This is a genomic window from Streptomyces varsoviensis, from assembly GCF_000718635.1.
GTDB classification, from domain to species: Bacteria; Actinomycetota; Actinomycetes; order Streptomycetales; family Streptomycetaceae; genus Streptomyces; species Streptomyces varsoviensis.
In genome coordinates this window covers 146,883-172,081 of record NZ_JOBF01000033.1, presented here as the reverse complement: position 1 = coordinate 172,081, position 25,199 = coordinate 146,883, and the positions used below count along the sequence as shown (strand labels likewise).

The 25,199-nt window shown below is 73.1% G+C and carries 19 protein-coding genes; 4 read left to right on the top strand and 15 right to left on the bottom strand.

Translation table 11 applies throughout. From position 1 onward, the window contains the following. Window positions 1–94 precede the first annotated feature (94 nt). From IF55_RS32475 to panD, 4 genes are all read right to left on the bottom strand, one after another. On the bottom strand, window positions 95–1,141 hold the full coding sequence (locus IF55_RS32475; RefSeq protein ID WP_030890512.1) for a MupA/Atu3671 family FMN-dependent luciferase-like monooxygenase: 1,047 nt from the start codon (window positions 1,139–1,141) through the stop codon (window positions 95–97). A gap of 339 nt (window positions 1,142–1,480) precedes the next feature. After that, window positions 1,481–2,587: a zinc-binding dehydrogenase gene (locus IF55_RS32470; RefSeq protein WP_030890509.1), complete on the bottom strand. Its 1,107-nt coding sequence runs from the start codon at window positions 2,585–2,587 to the stop codon at window positions 1,481–1,483. Continuing rightward, window positions 2,584–3,396 carry a phytanoyl-CoA dioxygenase family protein gene (locus tag IF55_RS32465; protein ID WP_048832940.1) on the bottom strand — a complete coding sequence of 271 codons (813 nt, stop codon included), beginning with the start codon at window positions 3,394–3,396 and terminating at the stop codon, window positions 2,584–2,586. The genes IF55_RS32470 and IF55_RS32465 overlap by 4 nt, the downstream gene beginning before the upstream one ends. A gap of 103 nt (window positions 3,397–3,499) precedes the next feature. After that, on the bottom strand, window positions 3,500–3,916 hold the full coding sequence (panD, locus tag IF55_RS32460; RefSeq protein WP_030890505.1) for an aspartate 1-decarboxylase: 417 nt from the start codon (window positions 3,914–3,916) through the stop codon (window positions 3,500–3,502). Between the two features lie 477 nt (window positions 3,917–4,393). Between panD and IF55_RS32455 the strand changes: the two genes are divergently transcribed. Together IF55_RS32455 and IF55_RS32450 are read left to right on the top strand one after the other, a co-directional pair. Further along, the gene (locus IF55_RS32455) at window positions 4,394–5,329 is read left to right on the top strand and encodes an ATP-binding cassette domain-containing protein (RefSeq protein ID WP_245661584.1); all 936 of its coding nucleotides are present in this window, start codon (window positions 4,394–4,396) and stop codon (window positions 5,327–5,329) included. Between the two features lie 66 nt (window positions 5,330–5,395). After that, on the top strand, window positions 5,396–6,244 hold the full coding sequence (locus IF55_RS32450) for an ABC transporter permease (protein WP_030890498.1): 849 nt from the start codon (window positions 5,396–5,398) through the stop codon (window positions 6,242–6,244). An 88-nt stretch (window positions 6,245–6,332) separates the two neighbouring features. Here the strand turns inward: IF55_RS32450 and IF55_RS32445 are convergent, their stop codons facing one another. From IF55_RS32445 to IF55_RS32420, 6 genes are all read right to left on the bottom strand, one after another. After that, window positions 6,333–7,145 (bottom strand): alpha/beta fold hydrolase, encoded by an 813-nt coding sequence (locus IF55_RS32445; protein ID WP_030890495.1) that lies wholly within the window; start codon window positions 7,143–7,145, stop codon window positions 6,333–6,335. Window positions 7,146–7,316: 171 nt separating this feature from the next. Beyond that, entirely contained in the window at window positions 7,317–7,826 is a 510-nt protein-coding gene (locus IF55_RS32440; protein WP_157854553.1) for an EF-hand domain-containing protein, read from the bottom strand. Window positions 7,827–8,082: 256 nt separating this feature from the next. Beyond that, complete coding sequence (locus IF55_RS32435) at window positions 8,083–9,183, bottom strand: acyl-CoA synthetase family protein (protein ID WP_048832939.1); 1,101 nt, start codon at window positions 9,181–9,183, stop codon at window positions 8,083–8,085. Then, window positions 9,180–10,139: a malonyl transferase gene (locus IF55_RS32430; RefSeq protein ID WP_030890486.1), complete on the bottom strand. Its 960-nt coding sequence runs from the start codon at window positions 10,137–10,139 to the stop codon at window positions 9,180–9,182. Before IF55_RS32430 ends, IF55_RS32435 begins: the two co-directional genes overlap by 4 nt. A 340-nt stretch (window positions 10,140–10,479) precedes the next feature. Next, a complete protein-coding gene (locus tag IF55_RS37870) occupies window positions 10,480–10,890 on the bottom strand; it encodes a LuxR C-terminal-related transcriptional regulator (protein WP_245661583.1) in 411 nt (136 codons plus the stop codon). A gap of 187 nt (window positions 10,891–11,077) precedes the next feature. Further along, window positions 11,078–11,827 (bottom strand): thioesterase II family protein, encoded by a 750-nt coding sequence (locus IF55_RS32420; RefSeq protein ID WP_030890478.1) that lies wholly within the window; start codon window positions 11,825–11,827, stop codon window positions 11,078–11,080. Between the two features lie 475 nt (window positions 11,828–12,302). On the opposite strand from IF55_RS32420, the gene IF55_RS32415 reads away from it, so the two are divergent. Both IF55_RS32415 and IF55_RS32410 read left to right on the top strand, forming a co-directional pair. Next, entirely contained in the window at window positions 12,303–14,216 is a 1,914-nt protein-coding gene (locus tag IF55_RS32415) for an AfsR/SARP family transcriptional regulator (protein ID WP_030890475.1), read from the top strand. Window positions 14,217–14,292: 76 nt separating this feature from the next. After that, window positions 14,293–14,955, top strand: coding sequence for an O-methyltransferase (locus IF55_RS32410; protein WP_030890472.1), 663 nt, complete (start codon window positions 14,293–14,295; stop codon window positions 14,953–14,955). Between the two features lie 99 nt (window positions 14,956–15,054). Here IF55_RS32410 and IF55_RS32405 read toward each other — a convergent pair whose 3' ends face one another. The 5 genes from IF55_RS32405 to IF55_RS32385 form a co-directional block, all read right to left on the bottom strand. Further along, complete coding sequence (locus IF55_RS32405) at window positions 15,055–16,179, bottom strand: HAD-IIIC family phosphatase (protein ID WP_048832952.1); 1,125 nt, start codon at window positions 16,177–16,179, stop codon at window positions 15,055–15,057. A 56-nt stretch (window positions 16,180–16,235) separates the two neighbouring features. Further along, a complete protein-coding gene (locus tag IF55_RS32400; protein WP_078645621.1) occupies window positions 16,236–17,471 on the bottom strand; it encodes an acyl-CoA dehydrogenase family protein in 1,236 nt (411 codons plus the stop codon). Next, complete coding sequence (locus tag IF55_RS32395) at window positions 17,464–17,766, bottom strand: acyl carrier protein (RefSeq protein ID WP_048832938.1); 303 nt, start codon at window positions 17,764–17,766, stop codon at window positions 17,464–17,466. The genes IF55_RS32400 and IF55_RS32395 overlap by 8 nt, the downstream gene beginning before the upstream one ends. A 73-nt stretch (window positions 17,767–17,839) precedes the next feature. Beyond that, the gene (locus IF55_RS32390; protein WP_048832937.1) at window positions 17,840–18,724 is read right to left on the bottom strand and encodes a 3-hydroxyacyl-CoA dehydrogenase family protein; all 885 of its coding nucleotides are present in this window, start codon (window positions 18,722–18,724) and stop codon (window positions 17,840–17,842) included. Beyond that, window positions 18,721–25,170 carry a type I polyketide synthase gene (locus IF55_RS32385; protein ID WP_063764078.1) on the bottom strand — a complete coding sequence of 2,150 codons (6,450 nt, stop codon included), beginning with the start codon at window positions 25,168–25,170 and terminating at the stop codon, window positions 18,721–18,723. Before IF55_RS32385 ends, IF55_RS32390 begins: the two co-directional genes overlap by 4 nt. Window positions 25,171–25,199: the final 29 nt, after the last annotated feature.

Genomic DNA, 25,199 nt, shown 5'->3' with positions numbered 1-25,199 from the left:
GCCGGTGGCCGCCCCCTGAGGCTCGTACGCCGGGCCGTGCCGACGCTCGTACCGGAGCCACCGACCCGCCCCGCCGCTGCTGCGAGATGTGCCGTCAGCCGGCCGACGCCACCAGGGCCCGCAGCCGCCCCAGGTGTTCGAGGCTCGCGAGGACGTCCTTGGTCTGCACCCCGAAGTCGATGAGGCAGGCGATCTCGTCCACGCCGATCTCCCCGATGCGCGCGGCCACCTCGGCGGCGTGCTCGACGGAGCCGAACAGGCCGCCCTGGTGGAAGTAGCGCTCGAAGGACTGCGCCGCGAGGAACTCCACGTCCTCCGGGGGCAGCGTGCTCAGGTCGACCGAGTCGCCGACGACGGAGCGGGCGCTCAGGTGCAGCGAGCTCTTGAGGTACTCCGTCAGCGGCCGGCGGGCCTGCTCCTTGACCGCGGCGACATCCTCGCCGACGAGGGTGTGCACCATCAGCGCCACATGGCCCGGCCAGCCGTCGTGTTCGGCGGCGGCGACCCGGCGGTACTCGCGGATCTTCTCCGCGAGGATGTCGAGGTCCTGGACCAGCAGATGGGTGAGGACCCCGGCCCGCAACCGCCCGGCCTCCTGGAACGTCTCGACGCTGCCGCCGCTGGTCAGCCAGACCGGCAGCTCCCGCTGCACGGGCGGCGGGAAGGCCCGTACGTCCACCGGCCGGCCGAGACCGTCGGTCCCCGGCACGCTGCCGCCCTGCCAGAGCGTGCGCACCTCCCCCACCCGCTCGGAGACGATCCGCTTGCGCTCGTCGTAGACGCCCGGCCGCAGCGCGAAGTCCACGGAGTTCCAGCCGGACGCGAAGGCCACGCCCACCCGGCCGCCGGAGAGGTTGTCGACGACGGACCACTCCTCCGCGATGCGCGCGGGGTGGTGCAGCGGGGCGACCACGCTGCCCGCCCGGATGGCGACCCGCTCGGTCACCGAGGCGACGGCCGCGCCCAGCACGGAGGGGTTGGGGTACATCCCGCCGAAGGGATGGAAGTGCCGCTCGGGCGTCCAGACCGCCGAGAAGCCGTTCTCGTCGGCGAACTTGGCCCCTTCGAGCAGCAGCTCGTAGCGCCCCTTGTCGCCGGGTTCGGTGCTGTCGTTGGCGAAATAGAACAGGCTGAGATCCACCGTACGTTCCCCGCTCTCGCGTGCCCCCGTCAGGGCACAGTGAATGTCTCTGCGAACGCGCCGCCCGGCCCTGCCGGGCGGCCTCTGCTGTGGTCCATCGCGACGCACGCCGGCCGGTGGATGCCCCTGTCGGCCGATGGGTGAGCGCATACGTGCATACGTGCGTACGCGCGTACGTGCGTACATCGCGCGCCGGGCGGCGTACGGGCCGGCTGGGCCCGGCTCGGTTCCACTGGGCCCGGCTCGGGCATTCAACTGCCCGATCCGATCGGTTGAACACGCCCCGGCCGCACCGGCGGTCCCCCGCGGCGGCGGTGCCCACCGTAAGCGCGGCGCGGCTCAGCTCGCCAGCACGGCCTTCATCACCGAGCCGTCCGCGACCGCCGACAGCGCCGCGGCGTGCTCCTCCAGCGGATAGGCGGTGACCAGGCTGCGGAGGTCGAAGCGCGCGGTGAGCGCCGGGAGCAGCTTCACGTACTCGACGAGGTGCGCCCCGGTGAACGCCCAGGAGCCGACCACGTCGAGCTGGCGGTGCACGATCTGGTGCGGGTTGATCAGGGTGTCCCCGGCGTCCGTGTACTGGCCGATGACGAGGTACGAGCCGCCCCGGCGGGCCAGTCGCAGGCCCTGTGCGACGGCGGCGGGCACGCCCGCGCACTCGATGACGAGGTCCGCGCCGTCGCCGCCGACCGCCTCGCGCACCTGGTCCAGCACCTGTTCGGGGTCGGCGGCGCCCGCGATGTCGAGGTGCGCGTCGCCGATGCCCGCCGCGGCGGCGGCCGCCAGCCGGCCGGCTGGGCCGCCGACGATGACGACCTTCGCGGCGCCGGAGAGCTGGGCGAGCGCCGCGGCGGCGAGGCCGACCGGGCCGCTGCCCTGGACCACCACGGTCTCGCCGACCCGTACCGGGCGCCGCTCGTACAGGGCGTGCACGACGGTGGGGCCCGCGCAGGCCAGTGACATCGCGGCGAGCGGGTCCACGCCGTCGGCGGGCCGCACGACCGTGGTGCCGGGCTGGAGCACGATGTGGTCGGCCCAGGCGCCGGAGAGGGCCGGGCCCTGCTCGACGGAGCGGTTGACGCCGTACGTACGCCGGTTCTCGCAGAGCGTGGGCTCGCGGTGCAGCCGGCACGGGACGCAACGGCCGCAGGCGATCGAGGACGCCCACATCACGGTGTCCCCCGGCCGCAGCTCGGCGCCCGTGGCATCGCGCGCGGCGCCCGCGCCCAGTTCGCGTACGACGCCGATGCCCTCGTGGCCGAGGACCAGCGGGGTGGGGATGGCCAGGTGGCCCTGCCGGAGGTGGAGGTCGGTGCCGCAGATCCCGCCGTACGTACACGCGACGACCATGCCGCCGTCGGGCGGGGCCGGGAGGTCGAACGTGCGCAGCGCCAAGGGCCGGCCGAAGCTCTCCAGGACGACGGCACGGCCGGTGCGGGCGCTCATGCCGCCACCGTCTCAAGGCCGTCGAGGAAGGGCGTCTCGCGGGCGCGCAGCGGCGTGGTGTCCCGGCACACCACGTACTCGGGGCGCGGCTCCCCGGTCCAACTGGGCAGGTTGGCCACGTCGTTGTAGGTGGTGATGAGGAGCCTGCGGGGGAACGGCGACATGTTGGGCGCGGAGCCGTGCACGATCTCCGGCGAGAAGAAGACGAGCGTTCCGGCGGGGCCCTTGGGGCTGACCATGCCGCGCTCGGCGACGAGGCCCGCCAACTGCTCCTTGGTGAGGGCGATGTCGTCGGGGTCGAGGTGCTGGTCGGACCTGACCGCGGCGTCCCGGCTGTCGCGTACGAGGCCGGAGCGGTGCGAGCCGGGCAGGTAGATGACCGGGCCGTTGAACTCGTCGACGTCGTCGAGGAATATCCCGACGTTGACCTGGCGGGGCGCGGGCAGATTGTCGGCGACGCGCCAGGCGACGTAGTCCTGGTGCCAGGACCATTTCTCGCCGCCGAACGCCGGCTTGGCGTTTATCTTGAATTGGTAGATGTAGACCTGTTCCGTGAGCAACCGCTGGACCGGCGCGAGGAGGCGCGGGTCGCGGACGAGCGCGGCGAACTCCGGCTGGCGCTGGTGGGAGGCGTATACGGCGCGTACGTCGGCGCCGTTCTCCTCGGCGATCCGCTGGGGCCCGGGGACCTCGCAGTCGCGGGTGAACGCCGCGCGCAGGCGCTCGACCTCGCCCCGGTCCAGCGCGGATTCGACGGTGAGGAAGCCGTCCTCGTGGTAACGGTCGACTTGTTCCTGGTTCAGGCGCATTCTCTCGTCTCCAGATGTCCAGGGGGAAATCTCTCGGCGGGCGTGCGGGCCCGGGCGGGGCGGCGGCCTGTTCGACTGACCCGGCCTATTCGGCTGGTTCGGCCTATTCGGCAGGGAGGTCTCCGCGCAGCAGGCCCGAGCCGGCGGGCACGTCCGCGGGGTCGCCGCCGAGGTGGGTGGCCTTGTTCTCGTGGTCCACGAAGACCACGCGCGGCTCCAGCGCCTTGGCCTCCTCGTCCGTCACCTGCGCGTACGCGATGATGATGACGAGATCGCCGGGGCTGATGAGCCTGGCGGCGGCCCCGTTGATTCCTATGATCCCGGTATCCCGGGGCCCCTCGATAACATAGGTGGAAAGCCGCGCGCCATTGTCGATGTCGACGATGTCCACCTTTTCACCGGGCAGCAGATCGGCGGCTTCCATCAGGTCGGCACTGATGGTGAGGGAGCCGACATAGTGCAGATCCGCCTGGGTGACGGTCGCTCGGTGGATCTTGGACTTCATCATGGTCCGATACACGAGTAATTCACTCCGTAAATCTGGGATGAAATGCCATGGCGGCGTATCGGCCACACCTGAAGTCGGCGTGCACCGGCACTGCCGGATACGCGGGGCTACCGCGGATCTTATTCCGGCCGTGTGCGGATTCGCCAACACGGGCCGCCGCGGCGGCGGTCGAGGAGGCCGGGACCAGTCGGCCGGCGGGCCGCCGGGAATGGGCGCGGCCAATCCCGGAACCCGCCGGTGGGACCGGCGACGCGGAGATGATGGGCGCATTCCGCTTGTTCCCGGGCGCGCGCGTCCGGACGGCCGGTGTGGCGCGGATCTCGTGAACGGAGCGCCCGGCGGACGTCGATCCCGGCCGGCCGGGTGTTCATCTCGCGAACGCGAATCTTTGACACCGCATAAATGGTCGCCGTAGCGTGCCGTGCGCGCCGATATGGCAACAAGTCATCGGCGACGTGGTGCACATGGGGGTTATATATGCAGGGACCGATGATCGAGGCAATCGGAATCGGAAAGAGCTTCGGACCGGTCACGGCGCTCTCATCCGTGGATATCTCGGTGCACGCCGGCACGGTGCACGGGCTGCTGGGGCACAATGGCGCCGGAAAGACCACGCTGATCAATATTCTCTGCACGGTGCTGCCGCCGGACCGCGGCACCGCGCGCATCGCCGGCTACGACGTGGTCGACCGGAGCCACGAGGTCCGCGCCCGTATCGGGCTCACCGGGCAGTACGCCGCCGTCGACGAGAACCTGTCCGGGACCGACAACCTCATCCTCATCGCCCGGCTGCTCGGCGCGAGTCGCCGCCAGGCGCGGGCCCGCGCCCACGAGCTGCTGGAGATCTTCGACCTGACCAAGGCCGCGCACCGCCCGTCCCGTACGTACTCCGGCGGCATGCGCCGACGGCTGGACCTGGCCACCAGCCTCGTCGGCCGGCCGGACGTGGTCTTCCTGGACGAGCCGACGACGGGGCTCGACCCGAACAGCCGGCTGGCGCTGTGGGAGGTCGTCGAGGACATCGTCCGCGAGGGCGCGGCCGTGCTGCTGACGACCCAGTACCTCGACGAGGCGGACCGGCTCGCCGGGACCATCACGGTGCTCGCCGACGGCACGGTGGTGGCATCCGGCACCAGCGCGCACCTCAAGTCCCAGGTCGGCAGCCGCGCGGTGCACATCGTCCCGGCCGATCCCGCGGACGCCGGCGCCATCGTGCTCGCGCTCGACCGCGCCGGGCTGACGGCGGCTCAGGACGGGGCCGGGGGTGCCATCAGCGCCCCGGCCGAGACGTCCGCGGACCTCGCCACCGTCGTCCGAGCCCTGGACCAGGAGCGGTTGGACGTCGCCCGGTTCTCCCTGACGGAGCCGACGCTGGACGACGTGTACCTCGCGTTGACCAGGCGGTCGACCGTCCTCGCGACCTGACGTCACGCGCCCGCGGACCGCGTCGACCGTCCCTCCCGAACCCGCCGCCCTCCCCCAGGAGTTGTGATGACGAGCCAGGCCATCAGCCCCGCCGCGCCGCCGGTGCGGGTGTCCTCCGCGCCCGGCTGGCCGGCCAGCGGCCGCCTGACCCAGATCGGCGTGCTGGCCGGCCGCTCCCTACGCGCCTTCGTGAACAACCGGCGGCTGCTGCTGTTCGAGCTGGTCCAGCCGCTCATCCTGCTGCTCATCATGAGTCAGGTGTTCGGCAGCATGTCGAATCCGAAGAACTTCCCGGCGGGCGTCGCGTACATCGACTACCTCCTCCCCGGCATCCTCATCACGACCGCCACCGGCACGGCGACCGGCGCCGGGTACAGCCTGCTGTTCGACATGGAGAACGGGGTGCTGTCGCGGTTCCGCTCGATGCCGATCCGGATGTCCTCGGTGCTCGTGGCCCGCAGCCTGGACTACCTGGTCCGGGTCGCGGCGCAGCTCGCGGTGTTGCTGGCGACGGCGCTGCTGCTGCTCGACTGCCATCCTCGCGGGGGCGCGCTGGGGCTCGGCGTGGCCGTGCTGCTGACGCTGTTCGTCACCTGGGCCGTGGTCTGGGGGTTTCTGGCGCTGGGGTCCTGGCTGCGCAACAAGGAGGTCGTCGCCGGCATCGGGCCGCTGGCGATGTTCCCTCTGACCTTCGCGTCGAGCGCGTTCGTGCCGGTCCATGTGCTGCCCGACTGGCTGCGGTTCGTGGCCAAGGCGAACCCTCTGACGTATGTGGTGGACGCCGCCCGGCGCGTGGCGCTGGGGTGGCCCCTCGGCGATTCTCTGTACGCGGCCGTGGGCGCGACGCTCGCGCTCCTGCTCGTGGTGGTGTTCCTGGCGGTGCGCGGCTTCGACCGCACCCCGTCCGACCGCTGACAGGCCGTCACGCGGCGGGCGAACCGGCGGCGGATCCGGGGGGGGCCGCCGCCCCTCCCGCTCACGGGCCGAGCGGGTGCGTCGCCGGCTACCCCCGGGCCGGCCCGCGGAAGAACTCCACGATGGCCTTGTTGACGGCGGCGGGGTCCTCCAGGTAGCCGTAGTGGCCGCAGGCGGCGATCTCGTCGTAGGTGGCGTCCGGGATGGCGTCGGCGACCTCGCGGCCGAGCTTCGCGGGGGTGATCAGGTCGTCGGTGAAGGCGATGACGTGGCAGGGCACGGTGATCCGCCGATAGGCGCGCAGCCGGTCGGCGGGCGGTGCGATGTCCATCTGCACCCGGGTGCCCGGCCCGTCCTGGACGACCATCTCGAAGAGGTCGAGCCAGTCGCGTGCCTGCTCGTCGTGTTCGAGGGTGCGCGGGGAGAGGTTCTGCTGGGCCCGTACGACGGCGGCGTAGCGCGGCGGGAGCGCGGGCCCGGAGTCGTACAGCTCGGCCTCGGCCGTGGCGAGCGCCCGGCCCATGGCATCCACTCGGCCGCGGGTGGCCATCAGCACCGCCTGCCGTACCAACTCCGGCCGTGCGAGGGCGAGTTCCTGGGCGATATAGCCGCCGAGCGAGGTGCCGACGACGCGGGCGGGGCCGAGGCCGAGGGCTTCGATGAGCCCGGCCGTGTCGGCGACCATGTCGTCGATGGTGAAGCCGCCGGGGCACGCGTCGGTCGGCGGGATGCCGCGGTTGTCGAAGGTGATGACGCGGTAGCCGGCGGCGGTCAGCGCGGGCACCTGGTGCAGCCGCCAGGCCCGGCCGCCTCCTCCGGTGCCCATGATCATGACGACCGGTTCGCCCGAACCGTGGTCCTCGTAATTGATGCGAATTCCGTTGACGGATATCAGTGCCATCGCGACGGATTCCCCCTCACCCCGCGTCGAGCGCCTTGCTGTACGGCGCGAAACTATCAGCTCGGTCCGGGTGTGCCAACGACGGCGTGGGGCCGCACCAAAAGGGCATGGCAAACCGGGCCCGGCTGTGCGCACCGGGCCCGGCCAGTTGAACGCGGGGCTCTCTCGGGGTCAGCCCTTCGACCCCGGCTCACCGAAGATGAACCCGGCGAGATACTGGTGGAGTTCTTCCTTCGACAGGTCGCCGCTACGGTCGGTGTCGAGCTTGTCGAAAGTACCCTCGATCTGGTCGGCGGGGACTCCCCACGCGCGGTGGTAGCGCTCGAATTCGCTGCGGGAAACCTTTCCGTCGCCGTCGACGTCGAACAGGTTGAAGAGAATTCCCGCGAACGGTTCCATGGTGCGGCGGATGACGGCCGGGTCGGCGTCGGCGTAGAAGTCGACGTATTCCTTCCGGCTGATCTTCTGGTCGCCGCTCTGGTCGAGCTGGTGCTGGAGGTCGCGCCACAGGTCGACGCTCGCCTGCCGTAATTCCTCGTGCTGCTTGGAGTTGGCGGCGAGTCCGAATCGGCTGGCCAGCCGCTGCGCCAGGGCCTCGATTTCCTGGATGCCGACCTCGCCGTTGCCGTCGACGTCCATCAGGTCGAACGCCTTGCTCACCCTGGCTCGCTGGCTCTCCACGTGCCCACTTGCCATTTCTCTGCACACCCCGCCTTCTTGTTCGCGTGCGCCATCCTTGTCGCCGGATACTAGACTCGCCCGGCCGGGGTGTTCAACGGCGGGGATTGCCCGGAAACACATTGGCCGATTCTGTCGGCGGGCCATTGAGAAACGGCGGTCCGGCGGATCTTGAATGCAATTCACAGCAGATTCACGGGTAACCGCGGACGCTGACGTCCCAGCGTTCCCGCGCTCACGGAGCCGCCGCGGCGCGCCCTCAGTACAGCCCCTCCGGCGCCGAACTCGTGGTTTGCAGCGGGCGGATATTGGCCACGCCGTCGCAGGGCCACGCCTCGGCCCGGTGGCGTGACGCCTGGTCGCGCTCCAGGATGTTGGGGAGGAAGAGGTCCTCGTGCAGCACGGTGAGCCGCACCTGGCCGACCGCTCCCGGCTCGACGACGGCCGACCAGTCGTCCTTGCGCACGACCGCCATCGTCACCTGCGGGAAGTTCGGCACGTACGAGATCAGCTCGCCGTCTCCCGCGACGTCCCAACAGGCGGCATTTCCAAAGGTATTGCCGTATGTCATGCCACAAATCCCGCCATTCAGCGCCGACGTGAACGCGCGGTACATGTCGGCACTGATCTGGGTGCCGCTCAGCCGGACGCCGTCGAGGGCGGCGACGAGGTCGGGGTGGCGCTGCCGGAGCGTCTGGAAGAGCGCGGGCGTGGTGTTGAGGTAGTGCACGGGCGCCTGCCGCAGCACGTCGGTGATCTGCTCCAGGAGGTGGTTGGTGTAGTCCCCCACGTCCTGGAGGCGGCCCGCGCGGATGAGCCGCTTGACCCACCGCGGGTCCATGTCGATCGCGTACGCCTGGCCCGCGTGCAGTTCGGAGACCTCCCACACGCCGTGGCCGATCAGATGCGGCCCGGTGGGGGTGGCCTGGAGCCAGGTGCGGCCGGGGGCGAACCCCTCGCGGACGAACGACCAGCGGCGCCAGACCGCCCGGTGCCGCAGCATGTCGGGGGTGTAGAAGACCCGGCAGGGGGTGCCGGTGGTGCCTCCGGTGTCCCAGGCGCGGCCGGCCAGCGGCCGGGGGACGGAGCGCGGCACGAGGTCCGCGGGGTCCTGCTCGCGCAGGCTCTCCAGCCGGAACGGGCCGAAGGCCGTGAGCTGGTCGTAGCGGGTGATGTCGCGGGGGTCGAAGTCCAACTGCCGGGCCCGGCCCAGCCAGTACGGGCTGCCGGTCTCCGGGTGGAAGTGGCGCCGGACCACCCCGCGGCACCACTGGTCGAGGTCGGTGTCGAGCCACCCGGCGACCAGCGCGTCGGGGTCGTCCGACAGCTTGGTGGGGGCGGCCACCGAGCTGGTGGTCATGGGCTCACCTGCCCGCCGGTGAGATCGATGCCGAGGTCGTACGCGGTGCTGAGCGCCTGCTGGACGTGCTCGGGCTTTTCGATGTGGACGACGGGGAACGGGAAGGCGAGGATGCCCTCCGGGATCGACGGCCCCATCACGAGGCCGAGTTCCACGCCCTCGCTCTTCATGCCGGTGTAGACGTCCACCAGGCTGATCGGGTCGGTGGAGTTGCGCTGGAAGAGGTCGCGGACGTCGTCGGCGCTCGAGAGCTTCTTGCGCTCCAGACAGGAGTACAGCGGCAGTTGGGGGGCCGAGAAGGCCATCGCGTCGACGCGGGGGGCCATGAAGTCGCGGAAGTGCCGGCGCAGCGGCGAGTGGACCGCGATGGTACGGCCCGGCAGCGGGACGACGGTGCCGGGCGGGGCCTCGGCCGCCAGGGCGGTCAGCGCCTCGGCGTGGCCGGCGAGCATGAGGATGCGCTGTTTGCCGTCCGCGGTGGGGCCGAAGTCGCCGGCGAGGTGGATGCCGGTCCGCCCCTCGCCGGGGTGGCCGGGGCCGTCGGCGGTCTGCGCGAAGGCGAGGGCGATGCCCTGGGCCGGGGCGTCGGCGGGGAGTTCGGGGGTGTCCCGGGCGCCCGCCAGCATCTCGAACAGTTCCTGTCTGCTGAGCGCCCCGGCCAGGGTGCTGGCCGTCATCGCGCCGAGGCTGAGGCCGCCGATGGCGGCGGGGCGCAGTCCGAACTGGGCGAGCACGTCGTGCACGCCGATGGCGAGCGCGGCCTCCCGCACCGTGCCGACGCTCTGGCGTTCCTCCTGCGCGGCGGGCAGGTCGTCCTCCAGGACCTGACTTACCGTCAAACCCGTCCAGTCCGCGACCTGTTGGTACCAGCTACGGACGACCGGGTACTCGTGGTACAGCTCCAGACCGTGCGGCTCGGTGCCGACGCCGCCGCCGAACAGATAGCCCAAAGTCATTTCTCGCCCCCAGCGGGAAGGTAACAGGAGAAAGACGCGGTACGGCGCCCGGTGCGGGCGCGGCCCCCGGCCCAGCCTAGGGGAATTCCGACCACGACGCGATGGCACCGTAACATCGATTCGCTTGCCGCCGTAAGGTGCAATTGGCCGTGCGGGAAAGGTCGCGGCGCACGCTATCGAGACGATATTGGCGACTGAAACAATCCTTGAGTGCCGCTATTGTCATTCGCCGGGCCGGCCGGCCCGGCGAATACCGGCGAATCCCGTAATGCCGCCGCGCACCCCGTAAAGCCGCCGCGCGGGCCGGTCCCGCCCGCGCGGCTCGGTCGGTCCGTGCGGCTCAATCGGTCTGCACGACGAAGTGCTTCGGAACCCGTGGCGGCCACGTGCCCACGGTGAGCATACCGATGGAATGGGCGCGGGAGACGAGAGCCACCCGATTCGGCACCTGGAACTGACGCAACATCAGGCCGATGCGGTATTCGACGCCCTTGCGGCTGAGGTAGAGGGAGGCCGCCAGCTCCACGGTGGAGGTGCCGACGGCGATGCCTTCCAGGATGCACGCGTCGAGCGCGGTGAGCCGCTCGGCGTCCGGCGGGGCCGCGCTGCTCCCGGTGTCGTTCGGCCGACCCGCCGGTTCCGCGCGCTCCGGGGTCCGGTCGGCCGCGGGGCGACACGAGCCCCTCCGGTCGTCGGCCTTCGGGAGCGCCGCGGTGGAGCCGACCGCCGTGGAACCGCGTAACGGCGTCAATCCGTACACCTGCCTTCCTGGTTGGTGCGTCAGGTGCGTTCCCGCGTGAGCCGGCCGCCCGCCGCGGGGCGGCCGGCGACGCGCCGCGCCGGGGCGGGCCCCGGAGCCGGCTCGCGCGCCGGAGCCGGCGCGCACGTCCGCGCGGGCGCGTGTGCCCGAGCCGGCACATACGCCCGCGCTCGCACGGTCATCGGTCGAAGTGGTCTTTGAGTACGTCCATCACGTCGCCGGGCCGGCTGGTCAGATAGAAGTGGCCGCCGGGGAATACCTTGAATTCGAAGGCCGCGGAGGTGTGCGCCTTCCACTCCCGGACCTCGTCCAGGGGCGCCCTCGGGTCCCGGTCCCCCGTCAGCGCGGTGATCGGGCAACGGAGCACCGCGTCGGGCTCGCCTCGGTAGGTCTCCACGGCCCGGAAGTCGCCGCGGAGCGCGGGGAGCATCATGCGGACCAGTTCCTCGTCGTCGAGCAGGCTCTCGTCCGTACCGCTCATCTCCCGGACGGCGGCCACGATGCCGTCGTCGTCGCGCAGGTGCAGGCGCTCCTCGTGCGGCACCGCGGGCCCGCGGCGGCCGGAGACGAAGAGATGGCCGATCCCCCCTCCCACGCGCTCGAACCGCCGGGCGACCTCGAAGGCGACGAGGGCGCCCATGCTGTGGCCGAAGAAGGTGAGCGGCAGCCCGCTCCAGCCCCGGAGCGCCGCGAACACCTCGTCGGCCAGGGTCCGGAGGTCGTCGATGGTCGGCTCGGCCCGGCGGTCCTGCCGCCCCGGATACTGCACGGCCAGCACATCCGTCCGGCCCCGCAATTCCGCCGAGACCGGGAAGTAGAAGGATGCCGAGCCGCCCGCGTGCGGGAAGCAGACAAGGCGGGTCGTCGCCGCCGGCGAGGGGTGGAAGCGCCTGCACCAAAGGCCGCTGTCCACGGGTAAGGAAGTCATGTCTCCTGGGTTTTCCCTTCACGGTTCCACAGATCCGGGGGATCTGGGTACGGTGTTTCCCACCCTGCCACGCCCCGTCGAATCTCAGCAAGAGCGCAAATTGATTCGAACACTTGCGCCGCGAATAACGCCTGACCGTGAATTCCCCCCCGACACGCTCGGGAAAGACCGCGATGCGGCCCGGAGAGCGACGGCTTGAATTTGATTCAGAAACCGGCTCCGCGGGCCATGGAGCCGGGGGTGATAAGCACACCAAACGGACAAAACAGGCTACGGACGCGTCAAACATGACATGGCCCGCCGGTAAGGGCTCTAGGAATATGCCTAAACATCTCGGCATATCGTTGACCGGTTCAGAGCGCTCCCAAGATGCTGGAGGTCGCGCTTGACGTCGTTGGCCGACGGGCCCGCGAACCGCCAGACGGCCCGCTCCGCCACGACTCCTGCGTGACGAACAGGACGAATGGGGAGTTCGTTGGAATTCTTGCTGCTCGGCCCGCTTTCCGTCCGGCTGAACGCGCGGGAGGTATACGTCTCGGCCCCCAGGCAACGCGTCGTCCTGGCCACGTTGCTGCTCAATGTCAACCACGTGGTCTCGGTCGACCGTATCGCGGGATACGTCTGGGACGGAGCCCCACCGCCCAGCGCCGCCGCCACCATACGCACGTACGTCATGCGACTGCGCCAAGTCCTCGGCGAGCAGGCGTCCGCGCGGATCATCACCCGGGCGCCGGGCTATCTGATCGCCCTCGGCGAGGACGAGAGCGACCTCGGCCGCTTCACCGCGCACCGCCACCGCGCGGCCGCCCACGCCGACGTCGGCAACATGGAGGACTCCTGCGCCGAACTGGCCAAGGCCCTCGCCGGCTGGCGCGACGAACCCCTCGTCAACGTGCCGTCCCAGACCCTGCGCGACGTCGAGGGCCGCTACCTCCAGGAGCTGCGCCTACAGACGATGGAGCTGCGCTTCGACGCCGAACTGGCGCTCGGCCGGCACGCCCAACTCATCCCGGAACTATGGCGGTTGGTCAGGGAGAACCCGCTGCGCGAGGCGCTGGTCGGCAAGCTGATGCTCGCCCTGTTCCGCTCCGGCCGGCAGTCCGAGTCGCTCTCCCTCTACCAACGCACCCGCGAGCTGCTCGTGGAACAGCTCGGCGCCGAACCCAGCGCCGCCCTCCGCGAAGTCCAGCGACGCATCCTCGCGGCCGACGACCGCCCCGACGCACGGGCCCTCGCCCGCCAGTCCGTCCGGCAGACCGCGCCGACGACGACGCACACCGCGCCGCCCGCGCCCCGGACGTGGCACAGCGCCCTCCGTCTGAAGCCCGCGCAACTGCCCGCCGCGCCCTACCCGTTGACGGCACGCGAGGAGCCGCTGGCCGAGCTGCGCCGCCTCCTGACGGCCACCGGCCTGCCGCCCGGCTCGGTCGGCACGGCCGTGATCACCGGCCGGGGCGGCACCGGCAAGAGCGCGCTGGCACTGCACGCGGCGCACTCCCTGCGGGAGTCCTTCCCCGACGGCCAGCTCTACGCCGCGCTCGGCGGCCGCGAGCACCCGCTGCCCCCGGGCGAGGTACTGAACCGCTTCCTGGCCGCACTCGGCGTGCCCCGGCCCGACATCCCGGCCGATGAGAACGAGCGGGAAGTGCTCTACCGCTCCCTCACCGCCGGCAGCCGGCTGCTGGTCCTCCTCGACGACGCCGACAGCACCACCCAGATCCGCCCCCTGGTGCCGGGCAGCGGCGGCAGCCGGCTCCTGGTGACCAGCCGCCGACGCCTCGCCGACCTGGAGGGCGCGCGGACCGTCGCGCTCCCGCCCCTGGACGAACGCGAGTCGCTGGAACTGCTGGGCAGACTCGTCGGGCCGGCCCGGGTGGACGCGGAGCCGCAGGCCGCGCGCACGGTCGTGGCGATGTGCGCCGGGCTGCCGCTGGCACTGCGCATCGCGGCCGCCCGTCAACTGGACCGCCCGCACTGGAGCCTCGGCGACCTCGCCCAACGGCTCACCGACGCACCGCAGTTGCTGGACGCCCTGCGGATCGGCGACCTCGACGTACGGCCCAGCCTCGACGCGGGCCACACGGAGCTGCCGCGCCGCGCCGCGAACGGCGTCGACCCGGCCGCCGTGTTCACCGCCCTGGGCGCGGCCGGCGCCGCGCACACCTCGCGCGGCCGGGTCGCGGCCATGCTGAACTGCTCGGAGGAGAGCGCCGAGGACGCCCTCGACACGCTGGTCGAGGCGCACCTCCTGCACCCGCCCATCGCCGGCCGCTACCGCCTCGACGCGCTGCTCCAGGCGTACGCGCGCGAACGGGCCCAGGAACACGAGGCGTTCCGGCACCAGAGCGTGTTCCAGACGAGCGGAACGCCCGCGCCCCGGGCCGTATGAGGAGCGCGCCTCTTCGACGACCGCGGACCAGCCGCAGACCATTCGACGCATCACAGCAGAGGGGAAAGCCTTTCTCATGGCCGATCAGACAGCAGCCACCGATGAACTGCTCGACTACGTCAGGGAGACCTCCCTGCGGGACGACGCGATTCTGCGGGAGCTGCGCGAGGCCACCGCGGTGCTCCCCGCCGGCCGGGCCATGCAGGTGATGGCCGAGGAGGGCCAGCTCCTGGCCCTCCTGGCCGGGCTGACCGGCGCCCGGTCGGTACTGGAGATCGGCACCTTCACCGGCTACAGCACCCTGTGCCTGGCCCGCGCCCTGCCGCCCGGCGGACACCTGGTGACCTGCGACATCGACGAGCGGTGGCCGGCGTTCGGCGCCGACTACTGGCGGCGCGCCGAGGTCGAGCCACGGATCGACCTGCGGATCGGCGACGCGAACGACACGCTGGCCGAACTGCTCGCCGACCGGGGGCCCGGCTCGTTCGACTTCGTCTTCATCGACGCCGACAAGGCCAACTACGTCGGATACTACGAGAGTTCACTGAAGCTGGTCCGGCAGGGCGGGCTCATCGTCATCGACAACACGCTCTTCTTCGGCCGGGTCGCCGACCCCGCCGCGCAGGACCCGGACACCGAAGGGGTACGCGCCCTCAACCGGCTGCTGCACCACGACAACCGGGTGGACCTCTCCCTGCTGCCCATGGCCGACGGCATCACCCTCGCCCGCAAGCTCTGACCGGGCTCAGCGGGGGGGGCTCGGGGTGTCCGGGGTGACCGGCGGCACGCCCGTACGGACCGCGCCGCCGGCCCCCGAGCCGCACCGGCCACCGGCGGCTCATGTGAAAAGGACCGGCGCCTCCAGCCGCATGGTGGTGGGCGCCGGGCGGGGCTCGGGCACCAGGTGCAGTCGCTGAAGCCCGTTGGCGGCCGCCGCCCGGGACTCGGCGCCGCCGGTCAGCGCCGCGGCACAGGCGCAGGAATGATCGTCGAAGCCGGCGAAGCGGTAGGCGATCTCCATCATCCGGTTCCGGTCGGTGGCCCGGAAGTCGGCGACCAGATGGGCCCCGGCGCCGGCCGCCGCGTCGGCCAGCCAGTTCAGGAGCGCGGCCCCGGCCCCGTACGAGACCACCCGGCACGAGGTGGCGAGCAGCTTGAGGTGCCACATCCCGGGGTGCCGCGCCAGCAGGAGCACGCCCACCGCGCCGTGCGGGCCGAACCGGTCGGTGAGGGTCACGACGAGCACTTCGTGGTGCGGGTCGGCGAGCAGGCTCCGCAGCCGCGCGTCCGAGTAGTGGACGCCGGTGGCGTTCATCTGGCTGGTGCGCAGGGTGAGTTCCTCGACGCGCGACAGCTCCTCGTCGGTCGCCCGGCCGACGCGCATCACCATGCCGAGGGAGCGCAGGAACTCCTCGTCGGGGCCGGTCGCCTCGGCGCGCTCCGCCTCCCGGCGGAACCCCGCCTGGTACATCGCCCGGCGCCGCCGCGAGTCCACGGTGCTCGTCGCGGGCGTGAACTCGGGCAGGTCCGGCAGCGCGAGCACCCGCTCGGCCGGGTAGCCGCGGACCTCGGGCAGGTGGAAGGCGACCTCGGCCAGCTCGGCGGGCTGGTCGTCGATGAAGGCGATGGTCGAGTGGGCGAAGTTCAGCCGGTCCGCGATGCGGCGCACCGCCTCGGACTTGGTGCCCCAGCCGATCTCCGGCAGCACGAAGTACTCGGCGACGCCCAGCGCCTCCAGCCGGGCCCAGGCGTGGTCGTGGTCGTTCTTGCTGGACACGGACTGGAGGATGCCGCGCGAGTCCAGCTCGATGACGACCTTGCGTACCTCGTCGGCGAGCGCCACCTCGCCGTCCTCCAGCAGGGTGCCCTGCCAGAGGGTGTTGTCCAGGTCCCAGACCAGGCATTTGACGGTTACGGGCCGGTCGGGTCGGTCGGGCCGGTCGTCGTCTGCTGCGGCGTCCATGTCGGTATCGGTGTCGGTCATAGTCTCCCCCTGGGGTTCGCGGGTCTCGGACGCGGTCACCGCGGCCTCCCCGGCGCGGGCGGCGCGGGTGCGGCCGGCGCGCGTACGGGCGGTGCGGCGCGGACCCGCGCGGATACGGCGTGGTCGGCGAGCAGCACCTGGCACAGCTCGGTGCTGCCCTCGATGATCTCCATCAGCTTCGCGTCGCGGTGGGCGCGGGCCACCGGGTGGCCGTCCCGCGATCCGGCGGAGGCCAGCACCTGGACGGCGGACGAGGCGCCGGCGGCGGCCTGGGCGGAGCTGACGCGTTTGGCCAGGACGGTGGCCACCACCTGGTCCGGGGAGCCCTCGTCCCAGCAGCGGCTCGCGTGCTCGCAGACCCTGGTGGCCACCTGCTCCGCCGTGTACAGCTCGGCGAGGTGCCGGGCGACGAGCTGGTGCTGGGCCAGGGGCTTGCCGAACTGCTCGCGCGTGGCGGCGTGTCGCGTGGCCTCGGCCAGGCAGCCGCGCAGGATGCCCACGCACCCCCAGGCCACGGACATCCGCCCATAGGCCAGGGCGGTGGTCACCAGGAGCGGCAGCGGCAGCCCGTACCCGCCGAGCACGCTGTCGGCGGGCAGCCGGACCGCGTCGAGGCCGATGTCCGCGTGGCCGGCCGCCCGGCAGCCGAGCGGGTCGGCGATCCGCCGCACCTCGACGCCGGGCGTGTCGACGGGTACGAGCACGGCGGCGGCCACTCCCCCGCCGGTGCCGTCGACGGCGTCAGGGGCGTCACGGGCATCAGCGGCGTCAGCGGGGCCGTCGGCGTAGCGTCCGAAGATCACCAGCACGTCCGCGTAGTGGGCGGCGGTCACCCATTTCTTGCGGCCGTCGATGACGACGGCGTCGCCGTCGCGGCGGATGACGGTGCCCATGGCCGCGAGGTCGCTGCCCGCGTCCGGTTCGCTGAACCCGACCGCCGCGAGCCGGCCGCCGGTGAGCCCGGGGAGCCAGTCGGCCTGCTGGCGGGGCGTGCCGAACCGCTGGATCGTCCAGGCGGCCATGCCCTGCGAGGTCATGACGCTGCGCAGGGAGCTGCACAGGCTCCCCACGTGGGCCGTGTACTCGCCGCTGAGCAGGCTGCTCAGGCCCCACCCGCCGTACTCGACGGGCACTTCGGCGCACAGCCGGCCGGCCGCGCCGAGTTCGCGGAGCAGGTCCAGGGGCAGCAGGCCCGTACGGTCCCAGTCGCCGGCCCGGTCGCCGACGGCCGCGGAGACCTGGGCCGCCGCCTCGGCCACCACGTCACCCATCGAGGCCCCCGGGCCGCGGCTCCTTCAGCCGGCCGACCAGCGCGGCCATCACGCGCGCGGTGCGGAAGTTGTCCATCCTGAGATCGGCGCCGCGGATGGCCACCCCGTAGGTCTTCTCCAGATGCACGACCAGTTGCATCGCGAAGAGGGAGGAGAGGCCGCCCGTGCGGAAGAGGTCGGTCTCGGGCTCCCATGGTGTGCCGGTATGTCCCTGGAGGAAGTCGAGCAGTTCCCGCTCCACGGCGTCCGGTGCGCCGGTGCCGGTGTCCGCGGCCTCGGTGGTCTGGTTGGTCATCGGTTGTTCTCCTCATGGGTATCGGTGGCGGCGGGGCGAGTGATGGGCGTGCCGCGGAGCGCGGCGGCGGCGGTCATGGGTATGTGTAGAAGCCCTGTCCCGTCTTGCGGCCGTGGCGGCCTTCGGCGACGAGTCGCAGCAGCAGGTCGCAGGGGCGGCAGCCGTCGTCCCCGGTGCGTTCGTACAGCACATTCAGGGAGTCGACGAGGTTGTCGATGCCGATGAGGTCGGCGGTGCGCAAGGGGCCTGTCGGGTGTCCCAGGCAGCCCTGCATCAGCGCGTCCACGGCCTCGGCGGTGGCGGTGCCCTCCTCTACGACGCGGGCCGCGTCGTTGATCATCGGATGCAGAACCCGGCTGGTCACGAAGCCCGGGGCGTCCTTGACCACGACGCCTTCCCGGCGCACCGCGGCGAGCAGCGCGGTCACGGCGGCCATGGCGGCGTCCCCGGTCCTGGCCCCGCGGATGACCTCGGCCGTCTTGATCAGGTAGGGCGGGTTCATGAAGTGCGTGCCGACGAGCTCCGCGGGGCGTTCGACGGCGTCGGCCAGCTCGTCGATGGGGATGGACGAGGTGTTGGTGATGAGCGGCGTGCCGGGCCGCGCCTTGGCCGAGATCTCGGCCAGGGCCTTGGCCTTGAGTTCGGCGTTCTCGGTGATCGCCTCGATGACGGCGGTGGCGCGGCCGACGGCCTCGGGTGACGGCGCGGTCGCGGTGGTCAGCTCGCCCGGCTCGGTGTCCGGGGGCAGGGCGCTCATCAGGTGGGCCAGCCGCAGTTCGTCGCCGATCTTCGCCGCCGCCCGGTCGAGCCGGTCGGGGTCGGTGTCGACGAGATGGACGGGCAGACCGTGGCCGAGGGCCAGCACGGTGATGCCGACCCCCATCACCCCGGCGCCCAGCACGGTCAGCGCGTGCGCCGGCGGGCTCGCGGGCTCCGGATGCGCCGTGGTGGTCGTCATACGTGCCTCCTGTGCGGGTGGTCTGTACGGGGGGCGGGGGCGGGGCCGGTGCCCGCGGCTTCCGTGGGCTCCGTGGGCTCCGTACGAGCAGTGGCCGTCGCGTCCGTACGGGCGTCCGGGGCGGCGTTCGCGTCGGGGGGAACGATGACGCGGAGCCAGTCGGCGACCGCCTCGCCCGTGGTCGCCACGTGCTGTTCCATGATCGAGAAGTGGTCGCCGGGCACGTCCACGACCGTGTGCGCGGACGGCCAGGACGAGCGCCAGTCCCCGGCGTCCGGGGCCGGCTCGCCGAGCGGCGCGGAGGCCCGTACCAGCAGCACGGGCGCCTCGACGGCCGGCGGCCGCCAGTCGTCGAGGATGCGGAAGTAGCCGCCCATCGCGGTCAGCCGGGTGCCGTCCATCGGGGCCGCCCGGTCCTCGCGCGCGAACATGCCGCCGAGCAGCACGTCGTTGAACTGGGTGATGCCCGTGTTGTCCGACAGGTAGGTGTCGAGCAGCACCACGGCGGCGGGGCCGGCCCCGAGCCGTTCCAGCGCCGCCGCCGCGCCGTGGGCGAGCGTGCCCCCGGAGGACGACCCGACGAGCACCAAGGGGCTGTGCGGGTGGTGTCGACGGATGGTCAGCGCCTGGAACTCCAGGAGCGCGTCCATGTCCGCGGGCAGCGCCTCGCCCGGTACGAAGCCGGGGGCGCTCAGCGCGCTGACGGCGAACCGGTCGCCCAGAGCGGCGGCGAACCGCGCGTACTGGTGGGCGCCGCCCAACGCGACGACGGAGCCGAAGCAGACCACCACGGGGGCATCGGCGCGCTCGCGCAGGCGCAGCAGTTCGGGACCGGCGCCGGAGGCGATGACGTCGTGCGCGTTGGCGAAGCGGGGGCGCAGAGCTGAGGCGTGCTTCAGCAGGGCGAGCCCGTCGTCGACCTTGCCGAGTTCGCACGCCTGCCGGAACAGCAGGCTCACCGGGTCGGCGTCCGGCTCCGGTGCGGTCGTCGTCGCGCGGCGCGGGACGCCCGCGCCAGGTTCCTTCGCCTCCCCTGCGACGGGAACAGCCGCGTCGGCGTCTTCAGCTCCGGCCCCGGCCTCGCCCTCGGCGGCGGCGGCCAGTGCGGCACCCAGGTGTTTCGCCAGCTTGGCCGGGGTGCCGCTGTCGAGGACGGCCGAGGGCCGCAGCCGGAGCCCCGTGGCCTCCCCCAACCGGTTGCGCAGTTCGACGGCGGTCAGCGAGTCGAAGCCGAGCGAGAGGAAGGCGGCCGACTCCGGCACGGCCTCGGCGTCCGCGTGGCCGAGGACACCGGCCGCGAGGGTCCGTACGAGGTCGAGCAGGACGCGCGGGCGCTCCTCGGCCCCGGCCGCGGCGAGCCGGTCCCGTACGGACTCGGCGGCGGCCGCCTTGCGGGGCCGGGCCCGTACCAGCGAGCGCAGCAGCGGCGGCGGGCCGTCGCGGTAGGCGGCGAGGTCCAGGTGGATCGGCACGGCCAGCGCGTCGCCCGTGGCCAGGGCCGCGTCGAAGAGCGCCATACCGTCCTCGTCGGACAGCGGGCGCACCCCGCCGCGGGCCATCCGGCGGAGGTCGGCGCCGGCCAGTTCGGCCGTCAGCCCGCTCTGCCGCTCCCACAGCCCCCAGGCCAGCGAGGTGCCCGGCAGCCCGAGCCGCCGCCGCCTCGCCATCAGCGCGTCGAGTCCCGCGTTGGCGGCGGAGTACGCGCACTGTCCGGCGCTGCCCAGCACGCCGGCGGCGGAGGAGAACACCACGAACGCCGACAGGTCGCGGCCGCGCGTCAGCTCGTGGAGGTGGGTGACGGCGTCGGTCTTGGGCCGCAGCACGGCGCGCAGCCGTTCCGGCGTCAGCGTCTCCAGCAGACCGTCGTCGAGGGCACCCGCCGTATGCACGACCGCGCGCAGCGGATACTCCGCCGGAACCGTCGCCAGCGCCTCGGAGAGTTCCTGACGCTCCGACACATCGCAGGCTAGTACGGTCGTTTCGGCGCCCTGCTCGGCCAGTTCGGTGACGAGTTCCCCCAGCCCGGGGCTCTGCGCACCGCGCCGACTCAAGACCAGCAGCCTGCGCACGCCATACGCGGCGACGAGGTGGCGCGCCACCACCCCCGCGAGCGCCCCGCCACCACTGAGCAATACGGTCCCCTCGGGTCCGAAGGGCGCGGAGAACGCGGAAGGCGCGGAAGGCGCGGAGAACGCGGAGGGTACGGGCGTGGGCGGTACGGCCCCGGGGGCTTCACGGCCCGTGGGGGTGTGGCGGGTGAGGCGGGGGGTGAGGAGGCGGCCGGCGCGGAGGGCTGTCTGGGGTTCGGCGGCGGCGAGGACGGTGGGGAGCGCGGCGGTGGTGTCGCGGGGCTCGTCGGTGTCGAGGAGGAGGAACCGGCCGGGGTGTTCGAGTTGGGCGGAGCGGAGGAGGCCCCAGATGGCGGCGGCGCCGGGCTCCACTGGTTCGTCGCCCGCGTCGGCCGCGCCTCGGGTGAGGACGACGAGCGGGGTGTCCGCGAAGCGGTCGTCGGCCAGCCAGCCCTGGATGCGGGTGAGCGCGTCGGCCGCGGCCGCGTGCACCGCTTCCGGGTCCGCGAGGCCGTCGCCCTCGGCACTGGGCGGTGCGCAGAGCAGCAGCACGGCATCGGGCACGACCCGAGCGTCCGCGGGGCCGGTGGGCAGCGGCTCGGTGGCGAACTCCGGCGGGAGCAGCCGTTCGTCGCGGGGTCCGAGGATTCCCCAGCGTGCGGCCGGGGGCGCGGCGTCGGGGGCCGCGAGGGGGGCCCATTCGAGGCGGAACAGCGAGTCGGCGGGCGTACGCAGCGCGGCGAGCGAGGCGGCGCGCAGGGTCAGCGAGCCGACGGCGGCGACCGTGCGCCCGGCCAGGTCGGTGATCCGTACGGACACGGCGTCGGGCCCTGCCGGGCGGAGTGTCACACGCAGCACGGGTTCGACTGTCGGCTCCAGCGTCACCTGGCTCCACGAGAAGGGCAACGGCACGCCGTCAGACGGCTCTTGACTGCCCGTGGGCCGTAGCCCGGTGGCCTGGAGGGCCGCGTCCAGCAGGGCCGGGTGCACGCCGAAGCCGCCGTCACCGCTCGGCGGCGGCTCCGGCAGCGCGACCTCGGCGTAGATCTCGTCGCCGTCGCGCCAGGCGGCCCGCAGCCCCCGGAACGCCGGCCCGTACTCGATTCCCTGGGCTTCCAGGGTTTCATACAGGCCGTCAACATCCATTTTCTCAGCCGTGGTTGACGGCCAGTCCGCGTGTACGGGCGCGGTCGGCGGCTCCTCGGCGCCGAGGGCGCCGTCCGCGTGCCGGGTCCAGGGCTGGTCGTCCCCGGCGTCCTCGGGGCGGGAGTGGAATGTCACGGGGCGGCGGCCTTCGGCGTCCTCGGGCCCTACCAGCAGCCGCAGGTGTACGGGCCGGTCGGCCGTCGGGTCGGCGGGCAGCAGCAGCGGAGCGGCGAGGGTCAGTTCCTCGACCGTGGGGCTGCCGAGCCGCCGTCCGGCGTGGGCGGCCATCTCCAGGAAGGCCACGCCCGGCAGCAGGACCGTGCCCGCGACGGCGTGGTCGGCGAGCCAGGGGTGGGCGGCGAGGGAGAGCCGGCCGGTGAAGAGGGTGCCGGCGCCGTCCGGGAGGTCGACGGCCGCGCCCAGCAGCGGGTGGCCGCCGTCGGCCTGGCCCGCCGTCGAGGGGTCGCCGCCCGCGGGGGCCGCGTCGAGCCAGTAGTGGCGGTGCTGGAAGGCGTACGTCGGGAGGTCGACCCGGCCCGCGCCGGCCCCCTCGAACAGCGGCTCCCAGGCGACGGGCAGGCCGTTCGTCTGGGCCGCGCCGAGGGAGAGCAGGAGCCGCCGGAGGAGGCCGCCGCCCTCGGAACGGTGCAGGGTGTCGAGGACGAGGGCGTCCGCCGCGCCGGCGTCGGCCGCGGCGTCCTCGATGATGTCCTCGATGGTGAAGGTCAGCGTGGGGTGCGCGCCGACCTCGACGAAGGTCCGGTGCCCGGCGTCGAGCAGCGCCCGTACGGTGTCCTGGAACCGGACGGTGTACCGCAGGTCGCGGTGCCAGTGCTCGGGGCCGAACGCGTCGGGGCCCGGCGGGGCCGCGTCGACGGTGGAGAGGATCGGGACGGCGGGCGTACGGGGCGCGATGCCCGCCAGGGCGGTGCGCAGGGTGTCCCGTACGGCCGCCGCGCCGTCGTGGTGGAAGGCGTGGGCGGCCGGCGTCCGCCAGGCCATCGCGCCCTCGGCCGTGAGGCCGTCCACGAACGCGTCGACGGCGTCCTCGGCCCCGGCCACCACCACGGTGCGCGGCCCGTTGACCGCCGCGACGGCCAGGTCGAGTTGACGGCGGGTCAGTGCAGCCGTCACCTCGTCCGGCGTCATCGTCACGGTGGCCGCCGCGCCGCCCGGCAGGGCGCCGAGCGCCTTGCCGCGTTCCACGGCGACGCGGGCCGCGTCGTCGAGGGAGAGCGCGCCGGCCACGCAGGCGGCGGCCACCTCGCCCGGGCCGTGGCCGATCACCGCGGCGGGTTCGACGCCGTGGGCGCGCCACACGGCGGCCAGCGACACCAGCACCGCGAACAGGACCGGCTGGGCCGCCTCCGCCCGCTCCGGGGCGGCCCCGCGCCGCAGCACCTCGGTGGGCGACCAGTCGAGATGCGGGGCGAGGGCGCGTTCGCAGTCGGCCATGCGGGCGGCGAACGCCGGGCAGGAGTCGAGGAGTTCGGCGCCCGCGCCGATCCACCGCGTGCCCGCGCCGGGGAAGACGAAGACGGGTTTGCGCCCGCCCTGCGGGGCGGTGCCGCGTACGCCCGAGGCGGGCTCCTCGCCACGGGCGAGGGCGGCGAGTCCGGCGAGGAGTTCGGCGTGGTCGTCGCCGACGAGGACGGCCCGCTCCGCGAACCGGGACCGGCCGAGCGCCAGGGACCGGCTGACGTCGAGGGGGCGCGGCGCGGGGCCGGCGGTCAGGTGGTCGTGGAGGGCGGCGGCCTGGGCCCGGAGCGCCGGGCCGCTCTTCGCCGAGAGCGGCCACAGGACCGGGCCGGGCGCGGGGCCCGGCGCGTCGGCCGGGGCGGGGGCCGGCTCCTCGGCGGACTCCAGGATCAGGTGGGCGTTGGTGCCGCTGGCGCCGAAGGAGGAGACCCCGGCCCTGCGGGGCTCGCCGGTGGCGGGCCAGGGGCGGGCCTCGGTGAGGAGTTCCACCGCGCCCTCGGTCCAGTCCACCTGTTCGGTGGGCCGGTCGACGTGCAGGGTCTTGGGCAGCAGGCCGTGTCGCATCGCCAGTACGGTCTTGATGACGCCGCCCACCCCAGCGGCGGCCTGGGTGTGGGACAGGTTGGACTTCAGCGAGCCGAGCCACAGCGGGCGGCCCGCGGGCCGGTCCCGGCCGTAGACGGCGAGCAGCGCCTGGGCCTCGATGGGGTCGCCGAGCACCGTGCCGGTGCCGTGCGCTTCCACGGCGTCGATCTGACCGGGGGCGAGCCGGGCGCGGTCGAGGGCCTGCCGGATGACCCGTTCCTGGGCGGGGCCGTTGGGGGCGGTCAGGCCGTTGCTGGCGCCGTCCTGGTTGACGGCGGAGCCGCGGACCAGCGCGAGGACCGGGTGGCCGTTGCGGCGGGCGTCCGAGAGCCGTTCCAGCAGCAGCAGGCCGACGCCCTCGCCGAACCCCGCGCCGTCGGCGGCCGCGGAGAACGACTTGCTGCGGCCGTCGGGGGCGAGCCCCCGCTGGCGGCTGAAGCCGATGTAGAGGCCGGGGGTGGACATCACGGTCACCCCGCCGGCGAGCGCGAGGGTGGCGTCGCCGGCCCGTAGCGCCTGGCAGGCGAGGTGGATGGCGACCAGGGAGGAGGAGCAGGCGGTGTCGAGGGTCACGGCGGGGCCCTGGAGCCCCAGCGTGTAGGCGACCCGTCCGGAGGCGACGCTGGGGATGGTGCCGGTGCCCAGGAAGCCCTCCACCTCGTCGGGGACCGCGCCGAGCCGGGAGCCGTACTCGCTGTAGATGACGCCGGCGTAGACGCCGGTGCGGCTGCCGCGCAGGGTCAGCGGGTCGATCCCGGCGCGCTCGACGGCTTCCCAGGCCGTCTCCAGCAGCAGCCGCTGCTGCGGGTCCATGGCCAGGGCCTCGCGCGGCGAGATGCCGAAGAACGCCGGGTCGAAGTCGCAGGCGTCGCGGAGGAACCCGCCCTCGCGGACGTAGAAGGTGCCGGGCGCGTCGGCGTCCGTGTCGTAGCGGCCCTCGACGTCCCAGCCGCGGTCCTCGGGGAACGCGGAGACCGCGTCCCGCTCCTTGACCAGCAGTTCCCACAGCTCTTCGGGGGTGCCTACGCCGCCGGGGAAGCGGCAGCTCATGGCGGTGATCGCGATGGGCTCGCGGGCCTCGTCGGCGAGCCTCCGGCTCGTCTCGCGCAGCCGCTGGTTCTCCTGGAGCGAGGCGCGCAGCGCCTCCACCACCCGGTCCGTGGACATCGTCTTCCCTTCCCGCGCCGCTTGCCCTT

Excerpts from the sequence above, each read along its gene's own strand:
- IF55_RS32470 (WP_030890509.1), bottom strand. The coding sequence starts at position 2,587 with ATGAGCGCCCGCACCGGCCGTGCCGTCGTCCTGGAGAGCTTCGGCCGG.
- IF55_RS32465 (WP_048832940.1), bottom strand. The coding sequence starts at position 3,396 with ATGCGCCTGAACCAGGAACAAGTCGACCGTTACCACGAGGACGGCTTC.
- IF55_RS32455 (WP_245661584.1), top strand. The coding sequence starts at position 4,394 with ATGATCGAGGCAATCGGAATCGGAAAGAGCTTCGGACCGGTCACGGCG.
- IF55_RS32450 (WP_030890498.1), top strand. The coding sequence starts at position 5,396 with ATGACGAGCCAGGCCATCAGCCCCGCCGCGCCGCCGGTGCGGGTGTCC.
- IF55_RS32445 (WP_030890495.1), bottom strand. The coding sequence starts at position 7,145 with ATGGCACTGATATCCGTCAACGGAATTCGCATCAATTACGAGGACCAC.
- IF55_RS32435 (WP_048832939.1), bottom strand. The coding sequence starts at position 9,183 with ATGACCACCAGCTCGGTGGCCGCCCCCACCAAGCTGTCGGACGACCCC.
- IF55_RS32430 (WP_030890486.1), bottom strand. The coding sequence starts at position 10,139 with ATGACTTTGGGCTATCTGTTCGGCGGCGGCGTCGGCACCGAGCCGCAC.
- IF55_RS32420 (WP_030890478.1), bottom strand. The coding sequence starts at position 11,827 with ATGACTTCCTTACCCGTGGACAGCGGCCTTTGGTGCAGGCGCTTCCAC.
- IF55_RS32410 (WP_030890472.1), top strand. The coding sequence starts at position 14,293 with ATGGCCGATCAGACAGCAGCCACCGATGAACTGCTCGACTACGTCAGG.
- IF55_RS32405 (WP_048832952.1), bottom strand. The coding sequence starts at position 16,179 with ATGGACGCCGCAGCAGACGACGACCGGCCCGACCGACCCGACCGGCCC.
- IF55_RS32400 (WP_078645621.1), bottom strand. The coding sequence starts at position 17,471 with ATGGGTGACGTGGTGGCCGAGGCGGCGGCCCAGGTCTCCGCGGCCGTC.
- IF55_RS32395 (WP_048832938.1), bottom strand. The coding sequence starts at position 17,766 with ATGACCAACCAGACCACCGAGGCCGCGGACACCGGCACCGGCGCACCG.
- IF55_RS32390 (WP_048832937.1), bottom strand. The coding sequence starts at position 18,724 with ATGACGACCACCACGGCGCATCCGGAGCCCGCGAGCCCGCCGGCGCAC.
- IF55_RS32385 (WP_063764078.1), bottom strand. The coding sequence starts at position 25,170 with ATGTCCACGGACCGGGTGGTGGAGGCGCTGCGCGCCTCGCTCCAGGAG.